Here is a 16,826-nt window from a genome sequence, read left to right as displayed (position 1 = left end):
GCTAATGGCAGAATCTTTAGAACAGACCGTAAGGTCCATCAAGCCGTTGGATCGATCATCCATTGATGCGGCCCGAATGCGGCAGGACCAGCTTACCAAACCTCAGGGGAGCTTGGGGAAGCTTGAGGAGCTTTCCATCAGACTGGCGGGCATAACCGCCAATCCCCGGCCGAAGATTCAGCGGAAGGCTATCATCGTTATGGCTGCCGATCACGGCGTAGCCGCTGCAGGCGTCAGCCTCTATCCGCAGGAGGTCACCCGGCAGATGGTGCTCAACTTTGTGAATGGAGGAGCGGCCATTAACGTGTTGGCCCGGCATATGGGAGCGCGGGTTGTAGTGGTCGACATGGGGGTCATCGGTGGATTTGAGCCCAACCCCAAACTCATTTGCGAGATGATTGATTTCGGGACCCGTGACATGACCAAAGGCCCAGCGATGAGCCGAAGGCAAGCGCTGGATGCCATAGAGGCCGGGATAAGAGTGGTCGAGTCCGAGATTGCCAGGGGGCTGGATATCGTAGGGACGGGCGATATGGGCATCGGCAACACCACAGCCTCAAGCGCTATTTGTGCTTGCATGACGGGAATGCCGGTGGAAAGGGTCACCGGACGGGGCACGGGTCTGGGTGATGATCAACTGGCGCAGAAGATCAAAATGATTGAGAAGGCGTTGCAAATCAACCGGCCCAACCCGCAAGATGCGCTTGATGTGCTGGCAAAAGTGGGAGGATTTGAGATCGGGGGGCTTGCCGGGGTGATGCTGGGTGCGGCGGCAAACCGTGTTCCGGTGGTGATCGATGGCTTTATCTCAGGCGCGGCGGCGCTCATTGCGGCGGGGCTGGCCCCTGTTACAAAGGATTACTTCATCGCCGCCCATCTCTCGGTGGAATCCGGGCATAGAGTGCTGTTGGATCATATGGGGTTGAAGCCGGTGTTGGATTTCGATATGCGGCTCGGTGAGGGTACCGGAGCAGCGTTAGCGATGAACATCGTTGAAGCATCTGCCCGAATTCTTGATGAGATGGCCACCTTCGATGAGGCCGGAGTATCAGAAGCGACGTAGGGGAGAAAAATGGGATTCTGGACAGCCTGGCGATTTTTGACCATATTCCCCTCACCGAAGGACGCGGGAATCGATCAAAAAGGGATCGGTTCCTCAGCGGCTTATTTCCCGCTGGTTGGGTTCATACTCGGGTCTTTTCTGCTGGGCTTTGATCAGCTGTTCGATCTGTTCATGCCGCCGATTCTGGTCAGCGCTTGGCTTGTTGTGGCGCTTATCATCTTCACCGGAGCGCTTCATCTTGACGGACTGATGGACACCTTCGATGGATTCGCGGTGAGAAAGTCTGCTGCCGAGCGCCTCAAAATCATGGACGACAGCCATGTAGGAGGATTCGGGGTAGTGGCTGCCGGCTCGCTCATCCTGCTCAAATATGTTTCACTAATATCGTTGCCCGTGGAACTCATACCCGCTGCACTCTTGTTGATGCCGACGCTGGGCCGGTGGAGCGCGGCCTATGCCTTATTCGCTTTTCCCTCAGCCAAAAGGGAAGGATTGGGACAGGCGTATAAGGAGAAGATGAGCTTGTTCACTTTTGCCAGTGCCACGCTGATCACCCTGGTGATAGCCTCGGCTTTCATGACTTATCTGGGGCCGGCAATCCTGGCGGGAATCTGGTTGGTCACCTTTTCAGTGGCCAGGCTTTTTGCCTCCCGGCTCGGGGGGCTCACCGGCGATACCTACGGGGCGATGATCGAAATCACTGAGGTGTGTGTTTTGGTGTCACTTGCTATAATAGGAGAGGCAGGAGGGACTAGTTGGCTAGGTTCATACTTGTAAGGCACGGCGAGACGGAGTGGAATCGGCAACTCCGGTATCAGGGTCAGAGCGATATCGATCTGAATGAAACCGGCATCCGGCAGGCCCAGGAGCTTGGGAAACGGCTGGCGGCGGAGAAGATCGACTTCATTTACGCCAGCGATATGAAACGGGCTGTAAAAACGGCTGAGATCATCGCCTCAAGGCACAATGGAGCAGGATCAATTCAGGAAACGGCCCTGCTGAGGGAGATGGATTTCGGCGATTTTGAGGGCTTGGACTGGGAAGAGATGAAACAGCGGTTTCCGGACCGCCTGACCGAACGGATGGCTTGGAGGAATCGGGCGGCTGATGTGTGCGCGCCAAATGGTGAAAGCCTCTCTCACGTGGCCGAGAGGGTCAAAGAGTTTATCAAGGTGCTGGAAGCGCATGGCGAGGATGATTCCATCTTGATCGTCGCCCATGGCGGACCCCTGCAGGTGCTGTTGTGTGAGCTTCTCGGTATTGGACTGGACCATTGGTGGCAACTGCGGCTGAGCAATGCCGCTCTAGCGATACTGGACACTCACGAGTGGGGAACATCTCTCACTCTGTTTAACGACGTCAGCCATCTGGGATAGCCGAGTTAGGGCTCCTGGTAATGGCTGATCAATGAAGCTACCGAATATTTACCAATTCTTAACCTTTCATGTACTGACTTCCCCCTAGTTTTCGTGTAATGTCATCAATTGTGAATGCACATTCGTTCAAGGAGAAAAGAATGAAGAAACTGCTGTTTCTGGTACCCGTGATCATCCTGGTTGCAATGCTGGTCATGCCCGGGATAGCCATGGCAACCAAACCACCGCCACCGCCGCCACCAACATGTGGGCCATGCGATCAGCCGAAGTGCGGCACAGCAATTGTCGATGGGGACAAAGGTGAATGGGTGCTGGATGAATCGGCTGCCGACACGGATTTCTTTGCCAACATGTTTAATGCTGGTGAACCCGACCCTACTAAACCCAATTATGCCCTTCTGTCCAAACTCTATGTGAAATATGACTGCGATGATGGAGTGTTGTATGTCTTGGTTCTGGCCGAGCCAGGGGTGCTCATACTCGCCGGAACGGCATTGGAGGAAGAATCCTTTGTGAAGCTGGGAAACGACACCAAGCTCGTTGATGGTACCTATGGGAATGATGGAACACCTCCCGACTTCCAGTGGATCAACCAGCGAGACAATGCTGATGGCCGTTCCATCGCTGACGGATGGGAAGCATCCATGAGACTATCCCCTAATCAGTGTTATGACCTAAATGTCCATACCCAGGTATGGGTGGATGGCGAGTCTAAGACATCGGCTGTAGCCAATAGAGGAATACCTCTCGCTCCTACGCCTGAAGTTTCAACCGTGATTCTGCTGACGCTGGGCGTTCTGGCTCTTGGTGGCTTTGTCTGGATGGCACGCCGCAAACACGCAGAAGCTGTGTAGATTCCTCCTTCAATTACGATAGTCGAAAACCAAAAGATCGAGCCTCCCGAAGGAGGCTCGATCTTTTGGTTTTCTGTTGGCGTCTGCTTGTGCTTGCAGCCTATCTCCAACCTAAAGTGGCGCATCAACTGGCGGTAGGCCAAACCTCATGGCCGCTTATTCGAAACCTTCCCCAATGTTACCGAATCTTCACTCAATCTCCACCGAACGTCTACAGAAATTTACCGTCCTCTTACTGGCGTATTGACCTGGAGTTGCTAATCTTGAACCAAGTAGGCCTATATATGCAGAAATGATCGAGGAACAAAAAAAGGAGGGAAAATGAGAAAACTGGTTCTTGGTGCTCTAATGTTAATCTTGATGGCGGTTCTGGCCATTCCAACAGTGGCTGCCGCGTGTGAAGGTGAAGATTGCACGCCTGCACCGACGGGCAACGACACCATCACCCTGACGGGGACGATCCGCGATTTCCAATACTCAGGCAACAACAATAACGGAGTCACGGGACATTCTGACTTCGGAGTTCAGCCAGCCAATGGATATGGAGTGAGGACGGGATTGGTCATGAATACGCTTGGAGTGGACGGTACACCTGATCTCAATCCGAGCTATTCTAACCACTGGGCCGATGCGGCAATAATGAGTGAGACTTCTCTCAAGCAGTGGTATTCCGACAATTCCTTCAATCAGAGCATGCCATACAGCATGACATTTACGGAAAAGTCTCCGGGATCAGAATTATACGTGTTCTCGGACACTACTTTCTTCCCTATCGACGATATACTACTGGGAAATGAGGGGTTCAGCCACAACTATCACTTCACATTGCAGCTACACACGGATTTCACCTACCAGCAGATGCAAGGCCGAACGCTGCAATTCTTCAGTGACGACGATCTATGGGTGTTCATCGATGGCAACCTGGTGGTCGATCTGGGCGGTGTTCACGATGCGGCATCGGCCTCCAGTGCACTCCACTCCGTCAACTTTGATGAATTGGGCCTTAGTGAGACAGGGTCTCACACATTCGATCTGTTCTTTGCTGAGCGCCACACGGTCGATTCGCAGTTGTGCGCCACCGCGCCGACGCCGGAACTCTCGACAATTATCCTCATAGCCTTTGGCATTTTTGCCTTGGGAGGCCTTGTCTGGGTGGCACGCCGCAAGCATGCAGAAGTAGTATAAGTTTTTCTGCCAACAGTTGAGCTTGTTGAAAGTAAAATAGCTAGCCTCCCACGGGAGGCTAGCTATTGCTTTTCTGGGATCATCCTGGCTTCAAATCGCGGAAGGCTCAACTTTTTACCTCACCTTCTTTTGTTTTCTCTATCGGCATGACTGTTGTGGGCTCCTTTAATCCAATGGCGAAAGGCGACTGCCGTGAATCGTTGTTTTCAGGGAGAATTTTTCTTGACACCAACTCTGGCTCTATGATAAATTCAACACGGGGTTCCCAGAGGCATTGGTCCAGAGTTGGCGCCAATGCTTCTTATATGTATGAAGGAGGATTCAAAATGAACCTGATCGTTTGCGTTAAGCAGGTGTTTGATCCGGAAACGCCCGCGGCTTCTTTCAAGATCGACCCTGAGAAGAAACGAGCGATCCCACCCAAGGAAAAACCGATGGTCATCAGTCCCTATGACGAGAGCGCGGTCGAGGCTGCGCTGAAGGTCAAGGATGCCAATGCGGGCACCAAGGTGACCGTGCTATCAATGGGCGGAGACTCGGCCAAGGAAGTCATAAAACACGGGTTGGCGATGGGTGGAGACGAAGGTGTGCAGCTTACTGACCCGGCGTTCGATGATTCCGATAGTTTTGCCACGGCTTCTATTCTGGCTGAGGCCATCAAGAAGATAGGCCCGTGCGACATTATCTTTTGCGGCAGACAGGAAGCGGACTGGGATGCGGGTCAGGTTGGATCAGGCATCGCCGAGCTGTTAGGAATTCCGAGCGTGACGGCGATCAAGAAGATCCAGGTAAAGGATGGCACGGCAGTGGTGGAGCGCATTCTGCCGGATGGTTATGAAGTGGTTGAGGTTCCTCTGCCGGTGTTGGTCACGGTGAGCAATGAGATCGGTGAACCGCGATATGCTACCCTTAAGGGCATTATGGCGGCAGCCAAGAAAAAGGTCACCAACTGGAGTTCCAAGGACGTGCCGGCAGTGGCGGCCAAGAACAAGATGCTTAAGCTCTTTATTCCGGTTCGCGAAGCTAAGTGCGAATTCATCACCGGCGAGACCCCCGAAGAAGCTGGTGCCAAATTGGCAGTCAGGCTCAGAGAAGCCAAGCTGTTCTAGGGTTTGCCAAAATTGATAGGAGGAAGAAATGTCGGAGAATAAAGGCGTTTTGATTGTAGGCGAGCTTCTGGAAGGGAAGCTTGCTTCGATTACAGGAGAGCTTCTGGGGATCGGTCGCAAACTCGCCGATAGCCTGGGTCAAAATCTCTCTGCAGTGTTGATCGGCAGTGGCGTAGGCGATCTGGCTAATGAGGCCGTCGCTCTCGGCGCCGACAAGGTCTATGTCATCGATAACCCCATGTTCAAAGACTATCTAACCGATGCCTACGTGGGAGCCTTGGAGAAGCTGGTCAAAGAGACTAATCCGGAGATCGTGCTGCTGGGGCAGACTGCAACGGGGCGTGATCTGGGGCCAAGGTTGGGGTTCAGGCTCGGGACGGGCGTCACGCTCGACTGCGTTGCGCTGGCTATCGATCCGGAAACCAAGTTGATGCAGAAGACAAAACCGGTCTACGGCGGCAATGCGTTGGCGATGTATGTGGGCGAGGATCGTCCTCAGATGGCGACCATCCGGGTGAAATCGATGGAACCGTTGCCCAAGGATGCCTCACGTAAAGGCGAAGTGAAAGCCTTCGATCCGGCTCTGGACGCATCCAAAGTCAGAGGCAAAATGGTCAATAGGGTCAAAGAGGAAGTGGCTGGAATCAAGCTCGAGGATGCCGCAGTGGTGATTTGCGGCGGCCGCGGCATGGGCGGTCCGGATCCCTTCAAGACCGTACTGGCTGACCTGGCCAAGATGCTCAATGGCGCCGTTGGTGCCACAAGGCCTCCGTGCGACTCCGGATGGGTTCCCACCATCAACCAGATTGGGCTCACCGGCAAGATCGTCGCACCCACCCTCTATATCGGCATAGCGCTTTCCGGTTCCAGCCAGCATCTGGCGGGAATGACCGGTTCAAAGAACATCGTCGCCATTAATAAGGATGGCGAGGCCAATATCTTTGGTGTTTCTCACTTTGGCGTCGTCGGCGACTACAAGAAGGTGCTGCCGGCGTTTGTGGCCAAGTGCAAGGAATTGGTGGCCAAATAGGATAGCCTAGCCCATTTATCGATATCCGATTATAGCGATTGAAACTTCACCCCCGCCATTGGCGGGGGTGAAGTTTTTTATTGGTGGCATGGCGCTTCATCCAGCACAAAGGATCAAATACCGTTCGTGGTGAGCCTGTCGAACCATGAGCGGCCCTTCGACAAGCCTGTCCTGATCTAAGCCGAAGGGCTCAGGGTAGACGGCTAAAAACTGTTTTCTAAGCAACGACAAAACTCCCAATGCTTGACGGCCCAGGGAAAGGGCTTATTTGAGCACCGCTCATAGAAACAAGCGATTCTCGTATCAAGGGCAGTTCTCGGAAGATTGAACCTGACTTATCGCCGTGGTATCCTATTATAGATTCTTATAGATTTTCCCAGTCTCTCGGGGCGTGGAACGATCATGGCATACTATCCCGTTTTCCTGAATATTAGCGACAAGAGATGCATCGTTATCGGTGGTGGGCTGGTGGGTCTGCGCAAGGTGAATATGCTTCTGGAATATGGTGCAAAAGTAGACGTGATCAGCCCTGAGATCTGTTCACAGATCGAGGAAATGGCTGCCAAGGGCGAGGTGAAATTGGCTCGGCGGGAATATGAATCGGTAGACCTCGAAGGCGCCTGGGTGGTCATTGCTGCCACCAATAATAGCCGAACCAATGAACGAGTGGCTAAAGAAGCCCACCGGCGGGGGATATTGATAAATGTGGTGGATGTCCCCAGAATCTCGGATTTCATTGTCCCTTCATATCTGCGACGCGGCGATTTGACGGTGGCTGTTTCCACCAATGGAAAGAGTCCGGCTCTGGCACGCAAGATCAGAACGGAGTTGGAAGAGCGTTTTAGCGATGAGTATGCTCAACTGGTTTCGCTGGTCGATGAAGTTCGATCTGATTTGAAAGCGCGCAAAATTGTCATTCGGGAAGATGTCTGGCAGCGAGCACTGGATATTCCTTCCCTTCTCGAACTCTTACGCGCGGGAAAATTCACACAGGCCAAAGAAGAGCTGTTAGCCAATCTGGTAAAAGGATAGGTTCAAGGTGGTAGAGGATCGCAAGCTGAAAGGGCCGCGTTTCTGCACGGTTGGCGTCAATTACAGCACCACCCCGCTGGTGATTCGGGAAAAGCTGGTCATTCCCAAAACACAGCTTCAGGAGGCTCTGGTTTCTCTGCGCACTTATGTTCCCAGAGGAATCATCTTGTCCACCTGCAATCGAACCGAAGTCTATGCCCTGAGCGATGATAGCCGCTTCACCGAGCGCGCCCTCAAGCAATTCCTTCTGGATTGGTCTCATCTTTCCGCTGAAGAGCTAACGCCTTATCTCTATCTCCACCGCGATTACCGCGCCATGAGAAGGCTCTGCAAGATAACATCGGGGCTTTACTCCATGATTCTCGGCGAATACGAAATCCTGGGGCAGACGGCTGACGCCCTGGAAGAAGCGGAGAAGGCCAAAATGGTCGATCCTGCCCTCCGCCAGCTTTTCCGCCATGCTATTGCCATTGGCAGAAAAGTCAGGGCGGAAACTGGTATCAGCCGGAATGCCCTCTCGGTCAGTTCGGTGGCGGTTGACTTGGCCACTAAGGCTGTCTCTGCCGATGTTCGGTCCTGCCGGGTCCTCCTGGTGGGGGCCGGAGAAGCGGGAACATTGGCCACCAAGGCTTTTGTGAAACGAGGCGCATCGGCGATTTATGTGGCCAGCCGGTCTGTGGAAAGGGCTCAAGGCCTGGCATCCAGCCTCGGAGCCATGGCGATCGATATCCGCGAAATAGAAAACGAGATGGCGACTGCCGATATTGTCATCAGTTGTACCGGATCACCTCATTTTGTGATCCATCGAGAGGTGGTTCAGAGGTCAATGGAAAGGCGTTCGGAAAAACCCCTGGCGATTGTGGATATCGCTGTTCCCCGTGATGTAGAACCCGATGTCTCGCAGATCGAGAATGTCTTTCTTTACGATATCGACGACCTGAATCGGATGGTGGGGACCAACAAAGGGGAGCGAGAGAAGGAAGTTCAGAAGGCCCTGGCGATCATCACCGCAGAGCTGGAGCATCTACTGGAGTGGTGGCAGACTCTGGAGGCCAAACCGACGATAGGCGCACTGATGCAGATGGCTGAGGATATTCGTCAGCGCCAGTTGAGCATGACCCTCAAGAAGCTGCCGACGCTCACTGAGGAGCAGCAGGAAAGCCTGGATTCCATGACCCGCGCGATCGTCAATAAGATCCTTGATCATCCCGTCCGGTACGTCAAGCAGCACGGACATCAAAATGAGGAAGCCGTTCGGCTGTTACGGGAGATGTTCGCCCTGGACGAAGTGAAGTAGAAATGAAACGCCACATCCGGATTGGTTCACGAGGCAGCAAGCTGGCGCAGGTTCAAGCTCGAGTTGTTCTGGAGAAATTGAGCCGACTTCATCCCGAAATCCAGTTTGAGATCATCACCGTCAGCACCACCGGAGATCAGAACAAAGAGATTTCTCTCGAACAACTCGGAGGCGAAGGGGTGTTCGTCAAGGAGCTTGAAGAGGCCCTTCTGGATGGAAGGATCGATATGGCGGTGCATAGCCTCAAGGATATGCCCACTCTGATTCCGGAAGTCCTCAGCCTTGCCTCAGTAACCGAGCGGATTGACCCGCGGGATGTGCTTGTCTCACCATTAGGTAAACTATCCGAATTTCCTCAGGGGGCCAAGATAGGAACCGGGAGTCCCCGTCGGGCAGTTCAGCTTCTGGCGCAACGCCCGGACCTGCATATCGCCGGCCTGAGGGGCAATATCGATACGCGCCTCCGAAAGGTCTCAGCCGGAGATTATGATGGCATTATCATGGCCGCCGCAGCGTTGATCCGGCTGGATTTGGAAGATCGAATTGCCGAGTATTTTTCACCGGAAATCTTTATTCCGGCGGTGGGCCAAGGGGCGATAGGGATTGAGATTCGGGCCAACGATGCTTCCACAGCAGAGATGGTGTCTCTTATGAATAATGAATCTGCTTGGCAGGAGGTGACCGCCGAGCGTGCATTCATGGCGTCGATGGGCGGAGGATGCCGCGCCCCGATCGCGGCGCTTGGCAGAGCCAGATGCGGAATGATTCAGCTCCTGGGAATGGTGGCTGCGCCTCAAGGCGGTCAGATGCTGCGTGCGGAAGTCATGGGCAGCGCTTCGGATCCGGTTGAGGTTGGGGAGCGCTTGGCTGGTGAAATGGCCAGGCTGGGGGCGAGTCGGCTGCTCACGTGAAGTGACTGTCGAAAAAGCGGTGAAGAGTGTTTCTCAGTCTTTGATTTCTTCCCCATAGATTTGGGGAATGGAGGGGGATGAGTGAAAAGAAGCCGCTCAAAAGAATTGTTCGATGAGGCCAAAAAATACCTGCCGGGAGGTGTTGATAGTCCGGTGCGCGCCTTTAAGGCGGTCGGCGGCGATCCAATTTTCATTCGTCGAGGGCGGGGTTGCCGAATCGTCGATGAAGACGATAACGAGTACATCGACTATGTCGGCTCGTGGGGGCCGCTGATACTGGGTCACGCTCACCTCAAAGTGGTGGAGGCGGTCAAGAGAATCGCCGACTCGGGAATGACCTTCGGGGCTCCAAGCCAACTGGAGACCACGCTGGCCAAGATCGTTTGCGATGCTATGCCTTCTATTGAGATGGTCCGTTTTGTCAGTTCCGGCACCGAAGCCACGATGAGCGCCTTGAGGCTGTCTCGCGCTTTCACCAATCGAGACAAGATCATCAAATTCTCCGGCGGCTATCACGGCCATGCTGATGGACTTCTGGCCAAAGCCGGTTCGGGGGCCACCACACTGGGCGTGCCCGATAGCCCCGGCATCCCGAGAGGATACGCCGAGAACACTCTCATCGCTCCTTACAATGATGTGAAGGCTGTCGGTGATCTCTTCACCCGCTACAACGACATCGCGGCGGTGATCGTCGAGCCGGTGGCAGCCAATATGGGAGTGATCTTGCCTCAGCCTGGATTCCTGGAAGGCCTGCGCGAGATCACTTGTGCAGCGGGTGCTCTCCTGATTTTCGATGAGGTGATCACCGGCTTCCGGCTGGCCTACGGCGGAGCCCAGGAGATTTACGGGATCGCGCCGGACTTAACCTGCCTGGGGAAGATCATCGGCGGGGGATTGCCGGTAGGAGCCTATGGCGGTCGCAGGGATATCATGCAGAGGGTGGCTCCATCGGGGCCGGTATATCAGGCGGGAACGCTTTCCGGTAATCCGCTGGCAATGACGTCCGGGATCCAGACGCTTCGATTGCTCAACCAGCCCGGAGTTTATTCTATTCTGGAGCAGAGGGCATCGTCTCTGGAAGCGGGGATTCTGGCCGCAGCCGAGAAGGCCGGCGTGGACTTGCAGGTTCATCGAATCGGATCCATCCTGACGGCCTTTTTCACCCCTGAATCGGTTTTCGACTATGAATCGGCCAAAAAGGCGGACACTCAGTTGTTCGGCAGGTTCTTCCGGTATTTGCTGGAAGAAGGCATCTACTGGCCCCCCTCACAATTTGAAGCAGCATTTATCTCCCTGGCTCATGATGATGAGGATATCGACCGTACACTGGAAGCGATTGATGGGGCGTTGGCTGCTGTTGCTAAGGCAGGGTAATAGATTTGCCAAAGAACGGCAGTCTATTGAGCATCGGGATCGGTTGGAGGTGGATCGGCAGGGGGTATTTCTGGTGGCAGGGTTTCTGGTAGACAGGCAGGCTGGATCGATGTGGGAGTGGTGAGGAGGAATGCGCCGGACACCAGAAGCGGCACTCCAACTACCAGTACAGCCTGTAATCGAAACAACCATCCGCCATGCATTTCTGCTAGATAGATGATGGAAAGGATGATGCCTACGGCAACGAGGATACGTCCCGTAAGAAAGGGGCGGTTCTTCACCAGCAAGATGAGGCTGCCCGTTAGAATCGCCGGGATTAGATGGATCACCCCGACGGTGTCTTTGGAGATGAGCTCAAAAATACCGATGAGCAGCCAAAAGACGGCATAAACCGTCATGATGATAACGGCGTCGGATCGAAACCGGGATGTGCCCTTCCTGTGGGCCACATTGTGGTCAGGGCTTTGAGAAAGGATTTCCATCGTCATCATTAGGCTGCCTATCGCGATGAGAAAAGACAGTGCTGCGATTATTCCCAGACCTGGCACTTGCTCACAAAAAAAGGCATTATACCATGCCGTTCATGGTTCGACAAGCTCACCACGAACGGAACACTTTTTTCTCCGTTCGCCCTGAGCTTGTCGAAGGGGAGCGGGGAAAAAGAAGTCCCATAGCACTGAAAAACCAAGCAAGTGCTAGCGTTCCTTTGGACCAGACCCCATTATCTGGCGCCGTTTTTACCGATCCATTATAACACAATCCTGTAACGGAACCTCTACAGAATCATCCACTTAATCTAATCCCACCGGAAGAAGCGGATCGTGATCGCCAGGGAAACAACTGTCCATACCAGCATTACTCCGATATCGGTTGTCATCGAGTAAAGGGGAGAGCCGTCTACCATGATCTGCCTCAGGGCATCGCTGAGATAGGTCAACGGCAACATCTTGACCACCGGCTCGATATAAGAGGGCATATTGTTCACCTCGAAGAACGTGCCGGAGAGGAACATCATCGGAAAGGTGATGATATTGAGGAGAGGATTGGCTGCTTCCTCTGTCTTCACAAAGGCGGCCACCAGATATCCCAAACAGGTAAATACCAGCGTTCCCAGAATCACCATTCCGCAAAGGACCAGCCAGTTGCCTACCATCTGTACGTCAAAGACAAGCCGACCCACCAGAATGATCAACACCGCAGTCAACAGAACAAGGATCATGCGGAAGACCAATTCGCCAAAGACCAGCGTCGATCTGCGCAAAGGCGTGCCTCCCAGCCGCTTGATGATATGAGCTTGCCTTTGCTGAATGATGGGCAGACCGCCGAAGATGCCGGTGAACATCAGTTGCATCCCCAGTATCCCGGGGAGCAGATAGTCGATATACCGCAGGTCGTGCGACTGAATGCTTTGCTCCTCCATGCTGATGAATCGGACATTTCCCGGCAGGCTCAGATTTATCCCATCGATCACCTGGTGCAGAATGGGAACCAATATTTGTTGATTGACGGTCGTGCTGGGGTCATAGTAGAGTTGAAGGTCTGCCGGTTGATTCAGGTTAAGGGAGCTATCCATAGACTCGGGTATGACGATTACGGCATCAAGATCCCCATCCCGGAGCAACTGTAATTGATTGGCCAGCTCGCCTGTCTTTATTTTGAACGATTTCTCCCCTTTAACGACGACGCTATCGAGTCCCTGAGTGATGAACCCGGCGCTATGGGGTGAGCCCTGATCGACGATCCCTATTTTGAAGATCTCCGTCCCCGGATTGCGGAAGACCCACCCGAATATCAGAATGAACATGATCGGGAAGATGAAGGTGAAAAACAGGGCGGCTCTGTCCCGCATGAACTGCCGGTAATGCGCCATGAACACCTGAGTGAAAGCTTTCAATCCCTTATCCTTTTCCCGGTCAGTTTGAGGAAGACATCCTCAAGTGTTGCCTGCCGAATGAACAGCTCTGAGAGCGCGGATGATTGAGAGGAAACCAGCGTCAGCAGAGCGGCTATCGTGGGGGGGATGTCCTCTGTGTAAAGGAGTATCTCATCCTCTTCTTTGACCGCTTTGGTCACGCCCGGAAGCCTGGCCAGAGGCTCCATACCGGGATAGTTGGTCATCTTGAACTGGATGGCGCTTTCCCTGATGTGTTCCTCAATCAACCGTTTGGGACTTTCCATGGCAATGATCTGTCCGTGGTCCATGATGGCAACGCGGTCGCAGAGGCGCTCCGCCTCTTCCATGTAATGGGTAGTGAGGAAGATCGTTTTTCCTGTCTTTCGGTATGTCTCGATTACGTCCCACATGGCGCGGCGTGCCTGCGGGTCCAGTCCCGTGGTCGGTTCGTCAAGAAAGACGATCTCCGGGTCGTTGACAAAGGCCAAGCCTACCGAAAGGCGCTGCTGTTGGCCTCCGGAAAGGTGGCTGACAAGGACATTCCGGCTTTCCTGAAGGGAAACCATCTCGATGATTTGAGCCGAAGGGATGGTTTTCTGGTACAGGCCTCGGAAGAAGCGGATGATTTCTTGAACGGTCAACGTTGGGAAAAGCGCCGGGTGCTGAGGCTGTATTCCTATGCGTTCCTTTACAGCGCGAACGTCCTGGGAAACATCCATACCCAGCACTCTCACCGTGCCGCCATCAGCGGCGCGCAGCCCTTCGATGATCTCAACCGTTGTGGTCTTTCCCGCACCATTGGGGCCTAACATGCCGAAGACCTCTCCCCTGGCGACGTCAAGGCTGATTCCATTCACCGCCTTGACGTTTCCGTAGCTCTTGAAGAGATCGGTGACCTCAATTACCGCTTTGGCTTGGACTGTCATTCTTGATCATGAGGGATATCGGTCTTGGAATCCCAAGGTCGCAACCGTAGAAAGGTTTCCTTGCGACAGTATAGCACATTCAGAAACCTCTGATTAAGTAGCACAGGGATAATTGGGATCAGAATTCGGGAAGGCTGTCCCAAATCCCCCTCCTCTTCCCCCATGATTGGGGGTTAGGGGGTTGATTAGAACTTGATCAGAGCCTGTTTGAGATTGGTTGTCGGCTGGAAAAGACTATGCCTCGCCAAGCTTGAATGGCGGATAGCGGTCTGTCATCAGGCCTGCATAGCCATACACTCTCGCAGACCAGCGGTTCATCTCCATCACGAAGTCGAAGATGTCCTTGTGATAGGTTCCTTTGAATAACAGGATCACACCCGCGTAGAGGACGAGAAGGGTGGTCAACCCGCCGCAACGAGGTCCTATGCCTCCCTGGAAAAAGGCGACGACCAGGTAGTGCGGGATGGCCAGAAGCCACCACTTGACCAGTACCAGTCTTCGGGAGAGCTTCTCTGACGGGTATTCCACTTGCAGATCGGCGGGGTAGTCCACGGATTTAAGGGTGAAAGGAGGGTATTTATCCGTTCCCAGTGCCAGATAGCTGTAGAACCCGACCCTCCATGTCCAGCGCAGAACACCCACATTGAAGTCGAATAGGCCGCGGGGATACTTGCCGGTGAACAGGATGGCAAAGAAGGCGATCCAGAGAAACACCAGGATGAAGACATGAGGGATGAGCAGGAACCACTTGACCAGCCACAACCAGCGGGATAGGGGTTCTTCCAGGTTGCCCTTGATGGAAACAGGGTACGGCTGCGAGTCTATTACCACGATCCACCTCCTCTGAAAAAGAAGAGCAAGCCATTAGATGATCGAATATCGACTCTATTTTGAGACAGCATCTGACCGAGCAATGGCCAACACAATGGCGCTCAGTGTTGGCCATTGCTCGATATGAATCCTTAAGTGACCGTTACTTTCAACATCCGATCTCCCTGGCAAATGGTGTCCACTACATTCTGGCCCTTGATGACCTTGCCGAACACTGTATGATGTCCGTTCAAGTGAGGCTGGGGAGAATGGGTAATGAAGAATTGACTCCCATTGGTGTTCGGCCCGGCATTGGCCATCGAGATCACCCCTTTTTCGTGCTTGAGGGGATTCCCCTTCAATTCATCTTCAAATTTGTATCCCGGTCCGCCTCTTCCGGTGCCGGTAGGGTCTCCCCCCTGAATCATGAAGTTGTTGATCACGCGATGGAACAAAACTCCGTCATAGAAACCTTCTCCTGCCAGAAAAGCGAAGTTGTTGACGGTTTTTGGCGCATGGGCAGGGTAGAGCTCCAGTTCAATGGTGCCCTTGTCGGTTTCGATGGTGGCCTGGTAAGTCTTCTTGACGTCGATCTGCATCTGGGGTGCGGTGGTCCATGTCTTTGCGGTCATCGGGTCGAATCTCCTTTTGATAGTAACGCTGGGATGCCGTAGCCTGAGAAATCGGCTACAACTTGATCATATCACAATATGCGGATCGATACCCCGATCTGCCCGTTTGTTATGGAAAAGAAAGCCGTTTATCTTGACTGCGGCGATGGCCTGGGGTTAGGATAAGTCAAAACAGTTCATGGAGAGAACCCCCGAATGGAATCACGAGAGGATTTGATCGCCTGTGGCCGCAATCTGGCTGATCGGAAACTGATCTGGGGACATAGCGGCAATATCAGTATGAGAACGCAATCGGACAGCTTCCTCATTTCTGCCGGTGGCTCTGATCTGAACTGCTTGCGCCAGGAAGACCTCGTCCTCTGCCGGATCAAATCCGATTCATGGGAAGGTACCAGGCGGCCGTCGATGGAGACCGGAATGCATCGGGGGATATACCATAACTGTGAGGATGCAAAGGCCGTGATTCACTCCCAGCCTTTTTATTCCACCTTGATTGCGTGCTCTGATGTGGATATCAGACCCGACTGTTTGCCGGAGGCGATGGCCTATTTGGGCCAGGTGGTGCGAGTGCCCTATTATCATGCCGGAAGTCAAGCGCTGGCCGAAGCTGTGGCTGTTGCCGCGCAGTCCGGCCGGGTCTTGCTGTTGAACAACCACGGCGTGGTTTGCTTTGGCTCTTCGCTGGATGAGTGTTTGCTGGCGACCGAAACGCTGGAATTTGTCTCTCGATTGTTGGTCATCTCTCACAGTGCCGGTGCTGGTCTGAATTACCTGGGCAAAGATGTGATGGAGGGTTTTCTCCGGCACCTCAAAAGCATCGGCCGCCTGTAGGGGCGATTCATGAATTGCCTTGTACGGTTTCCGCGCCAATCCACGCCGCGTAGTCTTCGTTGGCCTCAACTTCAATTTTGATAATGCAGGGCACTTCGTAGGGATGAATCCTCTTCACCTCGGATTTTACGCTCTCCCAGTTCTCTCTTCTTGTCTTGACGATAGAGACCACCTCATCCTCGTTCTCAATTTTTCCCTGCCACCGGTAGGAGCTTTGGATGGGGAAGATATTGGCGCAGGCGATGAGCCTCTTCTCCAGCAGATGAGCGGTGATCTTTGATGCCTCTTCCCGGTTCTTATGAGTGATGTAGATGATGATGAATTTCATAAGCGACCTCTTAATTCCTTCAGTGGATGATATTATACTCGCCAACATTGCTTCCGAGGAAGTGCGGGTCTAAAAACACTTGAACCGGGAAATCCACGGACAAAACCGAAGCGGATTGTCCTTGCCACTGAGACCAGGGGGATAGTATACTTCAGTCAGTGTTTTAGATCAGAC

At 53.5% G+C, this 16,826-nt stretch carries 18 protein-coding genes; 12 read left to right on the top strand and 6 right to left on the bottom strand.

What is annotated here, in order from left to right:
• Positions 1 to 4 precede the first annotated feature (4 nt).
• From cobT to hemL, 11 genes are all read left to right on the top strand, one after another.
• Entirely contained in the window at positions 5 to 1,063 is a 1,059-nt protein-coding gene (cobT, locus tag PHV74_01530; protein MDD5093051.1) for a nicotinate-nucleotide--dimethylbenzimidazole phosphoribosyltransferase, read from the top strand.
• Positions 1,064 to 1,072: 9 nt separating this feature from the next.
• On the top strand, positions 1,073 to 1,840 hold the full coding sequence (gene cobS / locus PHV74_01525; protein MDD5093050.1) for an adenosylcobinamide-GDP ribazoletransferase: 768 nt from the start codon (positions 1,073 to 1,075) through the stop codon (positions 1,838 to 1,840).
• Positions 1,819 to 2,439, top strand: a complete 621-nt coding sequence (cobC, locus tag PHV74_01520) for an alpha-ribazole phosphatase (protein MDD5093049.1) — start codon at positions 1,819 to 1,821, stop codon at positions 2,437 to 2,439. Before cobS ends, cobC begins: the two co-directional genes overlap by 22 nt.
• A gap of 140 nt (positions 2,440 to 2,579) precedes the next feature.
• Positions 2,580 to 3,293 (top strand): hypothetical protein, encoded by a 714-nt coding sequence (locus PHV74_01515; GenBank protein MDD5093048.1) that lies wholly within the window; start codon positions 2,580 to 2,582, stop codon positions 3,291 to 3,293.
• 321 nt (positions 3,294 to 3,614) lie between these two features.
• Positions 3,615 to 4,478 (top strand): fibro-slime domain-containing protein, encoded by an 864-nt coding sequence (locus PHV74_01510; protein ID MDD5093047.1) that lies wholly within the window; start codon positions 3,615 to 3,617, stop codon positions 4,476 to 4,478.
• A 326-nt stretch (positions 4,479 to 4,804) separates the two neighbouring features.
• Complete coding sequence (locus tag PHV74_01505; protein MDD5093046.1) at positions 4,805 to 5,587, top strand: electron transfer flavoprotein subunit beta/FixA family protein; 783 nt, start codon at positions 4,805 to 4,807, stop codon at positions 5,585 to 5,587.
• A gap of 28 nt (positions 5,588 to 5,615) precedes the next feature.
• Complete coding sequence (locus tag PHV74_01500; GenBank protein MDD5093045.1) at positions 5,616 to 6,617, top strand: electron transfer flavoprotein subunit alpha/FixB family protein; 1,002 nt, start codon at positions 5,616 to 5,618, stop codon at positions 6,615 to 6,617.
• Positions 6,618 to 7,019: 402 nt separating this feature from the next.
• The gene (locus PHV74_01495; protein MDD5093044.1) at positions 7,020 to 7,649 is read left to right on the top strand and encodes a bifunctional precorrin-2 dehydrogenase/sirohydrochlorin ferrochelatase; all 630 of its coding nucleotides are present in this window, start codon (positions 7,020 to 7,022) and stop codon (positions 7,647 to 7,649) included.
• A gap of 7 nt (positions 7,650 to 7,656) precedes the next feature.
• Complete coding sequence (gene hemA, locus PHV74_01490) at positions 7,657 to 8,946, top strand: glutamyl-tRNA reductase (protein MDD5093043.1); 1,290 nt, start codon at positions 7,657 to 7,659, stop codon at positions 8,944 to 8,946.
• Positions 8,947 to 8,948: 2 nt separating this feature from the next.
• Positions 8,949 to 9,857 carry a hydroxymethylbilane synthase gene (gene hemC, locus PHV74_01485; GenBank protein MDD5093042.1) on the top strand — a complete coding sequence of 303 codons (909 nt, stop codon included), beginning with the start codon at positions 8,949 to 8,951 and terminating at the stop codon, positions 9,855 to 9,857.
• 81 nt (positions 9,858 to 9,938) lie between these two features.
• A complete protein-coding gene (hemL, locus tag PHV74_01480) occupies positions 9,939 to 11,231 on the top strand; it encodes a glutamate-1-semialdehyde 2,1-aminomutase (GenBank protein ID MDD5093041.1) in 1,293 nt (430 codons plus the stop codon).
• Between the two features lie 23 nt (positions 11,232 to 11,254).
• Here the strand turns inward: hemL and PHV74_01475 are convergent, their stop codons facing one another.
• The 5 genes from PHV74_01475 to PHV74_01455 all read right to left on the bottom strand — a co-directional run bounded on the left by PHV74_01475 (position 11,255) and on the right by PHV74_01455 (position 15,493).
• A complete protein-coding gene (locus tag PHV74_01475; protein ID MDD5093040.1) occupies positions 11,255 to 11,680 on the bottom strand; it encodes a hypothetical protein in 426 nt (141 codons plus the stop codon).
• 347 nt (positions 11,681 to 12,027) lie between these two features.
• Positions 12,028 to 13,125, bottom strand: coding sequence for an ABC transporter permease (locus tag PHV74_01470; protein ID MDD5093039.1), 1,098 nt, complete (start codon positions 13,123 to 13,125; stop codon positions 12,028 to 12,030).
• Positions 13,122 to 14,051, bottom strand: coding sequence for an ABC transporter ATP-binding protein (locus tag PHV74_01465; protein ID MDD5093038.1), 930 nt, complete (start codon positions 14,049 to 14,051; stop codon positions 13,122 to 13,124). Before PHV74_01465 ends, PHV74_01470 begins: the two co-directional genes overlap by 4 nt.
• A gap of 234 nt (positions 14,052 to 14,285) precedes the next feature.
• Positions 14,286 to 14,882, bottom strand: a complete 597-nt coding sequence (locus PHV74_01460) for a DUF4389 domain-containing protein (protein ID MDD5093037.1) — start codon at positions 14,880 to 14,882, stop codon at positions 14,286 to 14,288.
• 131 nt (positions 14,883 to 15,013) lie between these two features.
• Complete coding sequence (locus PHV74_01455) at positions 15,014 to 15,493, bottom strand: peptidylprolyl isomerase (GenBank protein ID MDD5093036.1); 480 nt, start codon at positions 15,491 to 15,493, stop codon at positions 15,014 to 15,016.
• A 195-nt stretch (positions 15,494 to 15,688) separates the two neighbouring features.
• Between PHV74_01455 and PHV74_01450 the strand changes: the two genes are divergently transcribed.
• Positions 15,689 to 16,324 (top strand): class II aldolase/adducin family protein, encoded by a 636-nt coding sequence (locus PHV74_01450; protein ID MDD5093035.1) that lies wholly within the window; start codon positions 15,689 to 15,691, stop codon positions 16,322 to 16,324.
• A 7-nt stretch (positions 16,325 to 16,331) separates the two neighbouring features.
• On the opposite strand, the gene cutA is transcribed toward PHV74_01450, so the two are convergent.
• Positions 16,332 to 16,652 (bottom strand): divalent-cation tolerance protein CutA, encoded by a 321-nt coding sequence (gene cutA, locus PHV74_01445; protein ID MDD5093034.1) that lies wholly within the window; start codon positions 16,650 to 16,652, stop codon positions 16,332 to 16,334.
• Between the last annotated feature and the right edge of the window lie 174 nt (positions 16,653 to 16,826).

The sequence above is a fragment of the Dehalococcoidia bacterium genome (genome assembly GCA_028711995.1).
Lineage (GTDB): Bacteria > Chloroflexota > Dehalococcoidia > SZUA-161 > SpSt-899 > JAQTRE01.
The sequence above is the reverse complement of the archived record's forward strand: the minus strand, read 5'-3'. Positions and strand labels throughout refer to the sequence as shown.

Excerpts from the sequence above, each read along its gene's own strand:
- cobT (MDD5093051.1), top strand. The coding sequence starts at position 5 with ATGGCAGAATCTTTAGAACAGACCGTAAGGTCCATCAAGCCGTTGGAT.
- cobS (MDD5093050.1), top strand. The coding sequence starts at position 1,073 with ATGGGATTCTGGACAGCCTGGCGATTTTTGACCATATTCCCCTCACCG.
- PHV74_01515 (MDD5093048.1), top strand. The coding sequence starts at position 2,580 with ATGAAGAAACTGCTGTTTCTGGTACCCGTGATCATCCTGGTTGCAATG.
- PHV74_01510 (MDD5093047.1), top strand. The coding sequence starts at position 3,615 with ATGAGAAAACTGGTTCTTGGTGCTCTAATGTTAATCTTGATGGCGGTT.
- PHV74_01505 (MDD5093046.1), top strand. The coding sequence starts at position 4,805 with ATGAACCTGATCGTTTGCGTTAAGCAGGTGTTTGATCCGGAAACGCCC.
- PHV74_01500 (MDD5093045.1), top strand. The coding sequence starts at position 5,616 with ATGTCGGAGAATAAAGGCGTTTTGATTGTAGGCGAGCTTCTGGAAGGG.
- PHV74_01495 (MDD5093044.1), top strand. The coding sequence starts at position 7,020 with ATGGCATACTATCCCGTTTTCCTGAATATTAGCGACAAGAGATGCATC.
- hemC (MDD5093042.1), top strand. The coding sequence starts at position 8,949 with ATGAAACGCCACATCCGGATTGGTTCACGAGGCAGCAAGCTGGCGCAG.
- PHV74_01465 (MDD5093038.1), bottom strand. The coding sequence starts at position 14,051 with ATGACAGTCCAAGCCAAAGCGGTAATTGAGGTCACCGATCTCTTCAAG.
- PHV74_01455 (MDD5093036.1), bottom strand. The coding sequence starts at position 15,493 with ATGACCGCAAAGACATGGACCACCGCACCCCAGATGCAGATCGACGTC.
- PHV74_01450 (MDD5093035.1), top strand. The coding sequence starts at position 15,689 with ATGGAATCACGAGAGGATTTGATCGCCTGTGGCCGCAATCTGGCTGAT.
- cutA (MDD5093034.1), bottom strand. The coding sequence starts at position 16,652 with ATGAAATTCATCATCATCTACATCACTCATAAGAACCGGGAAGAGGCA.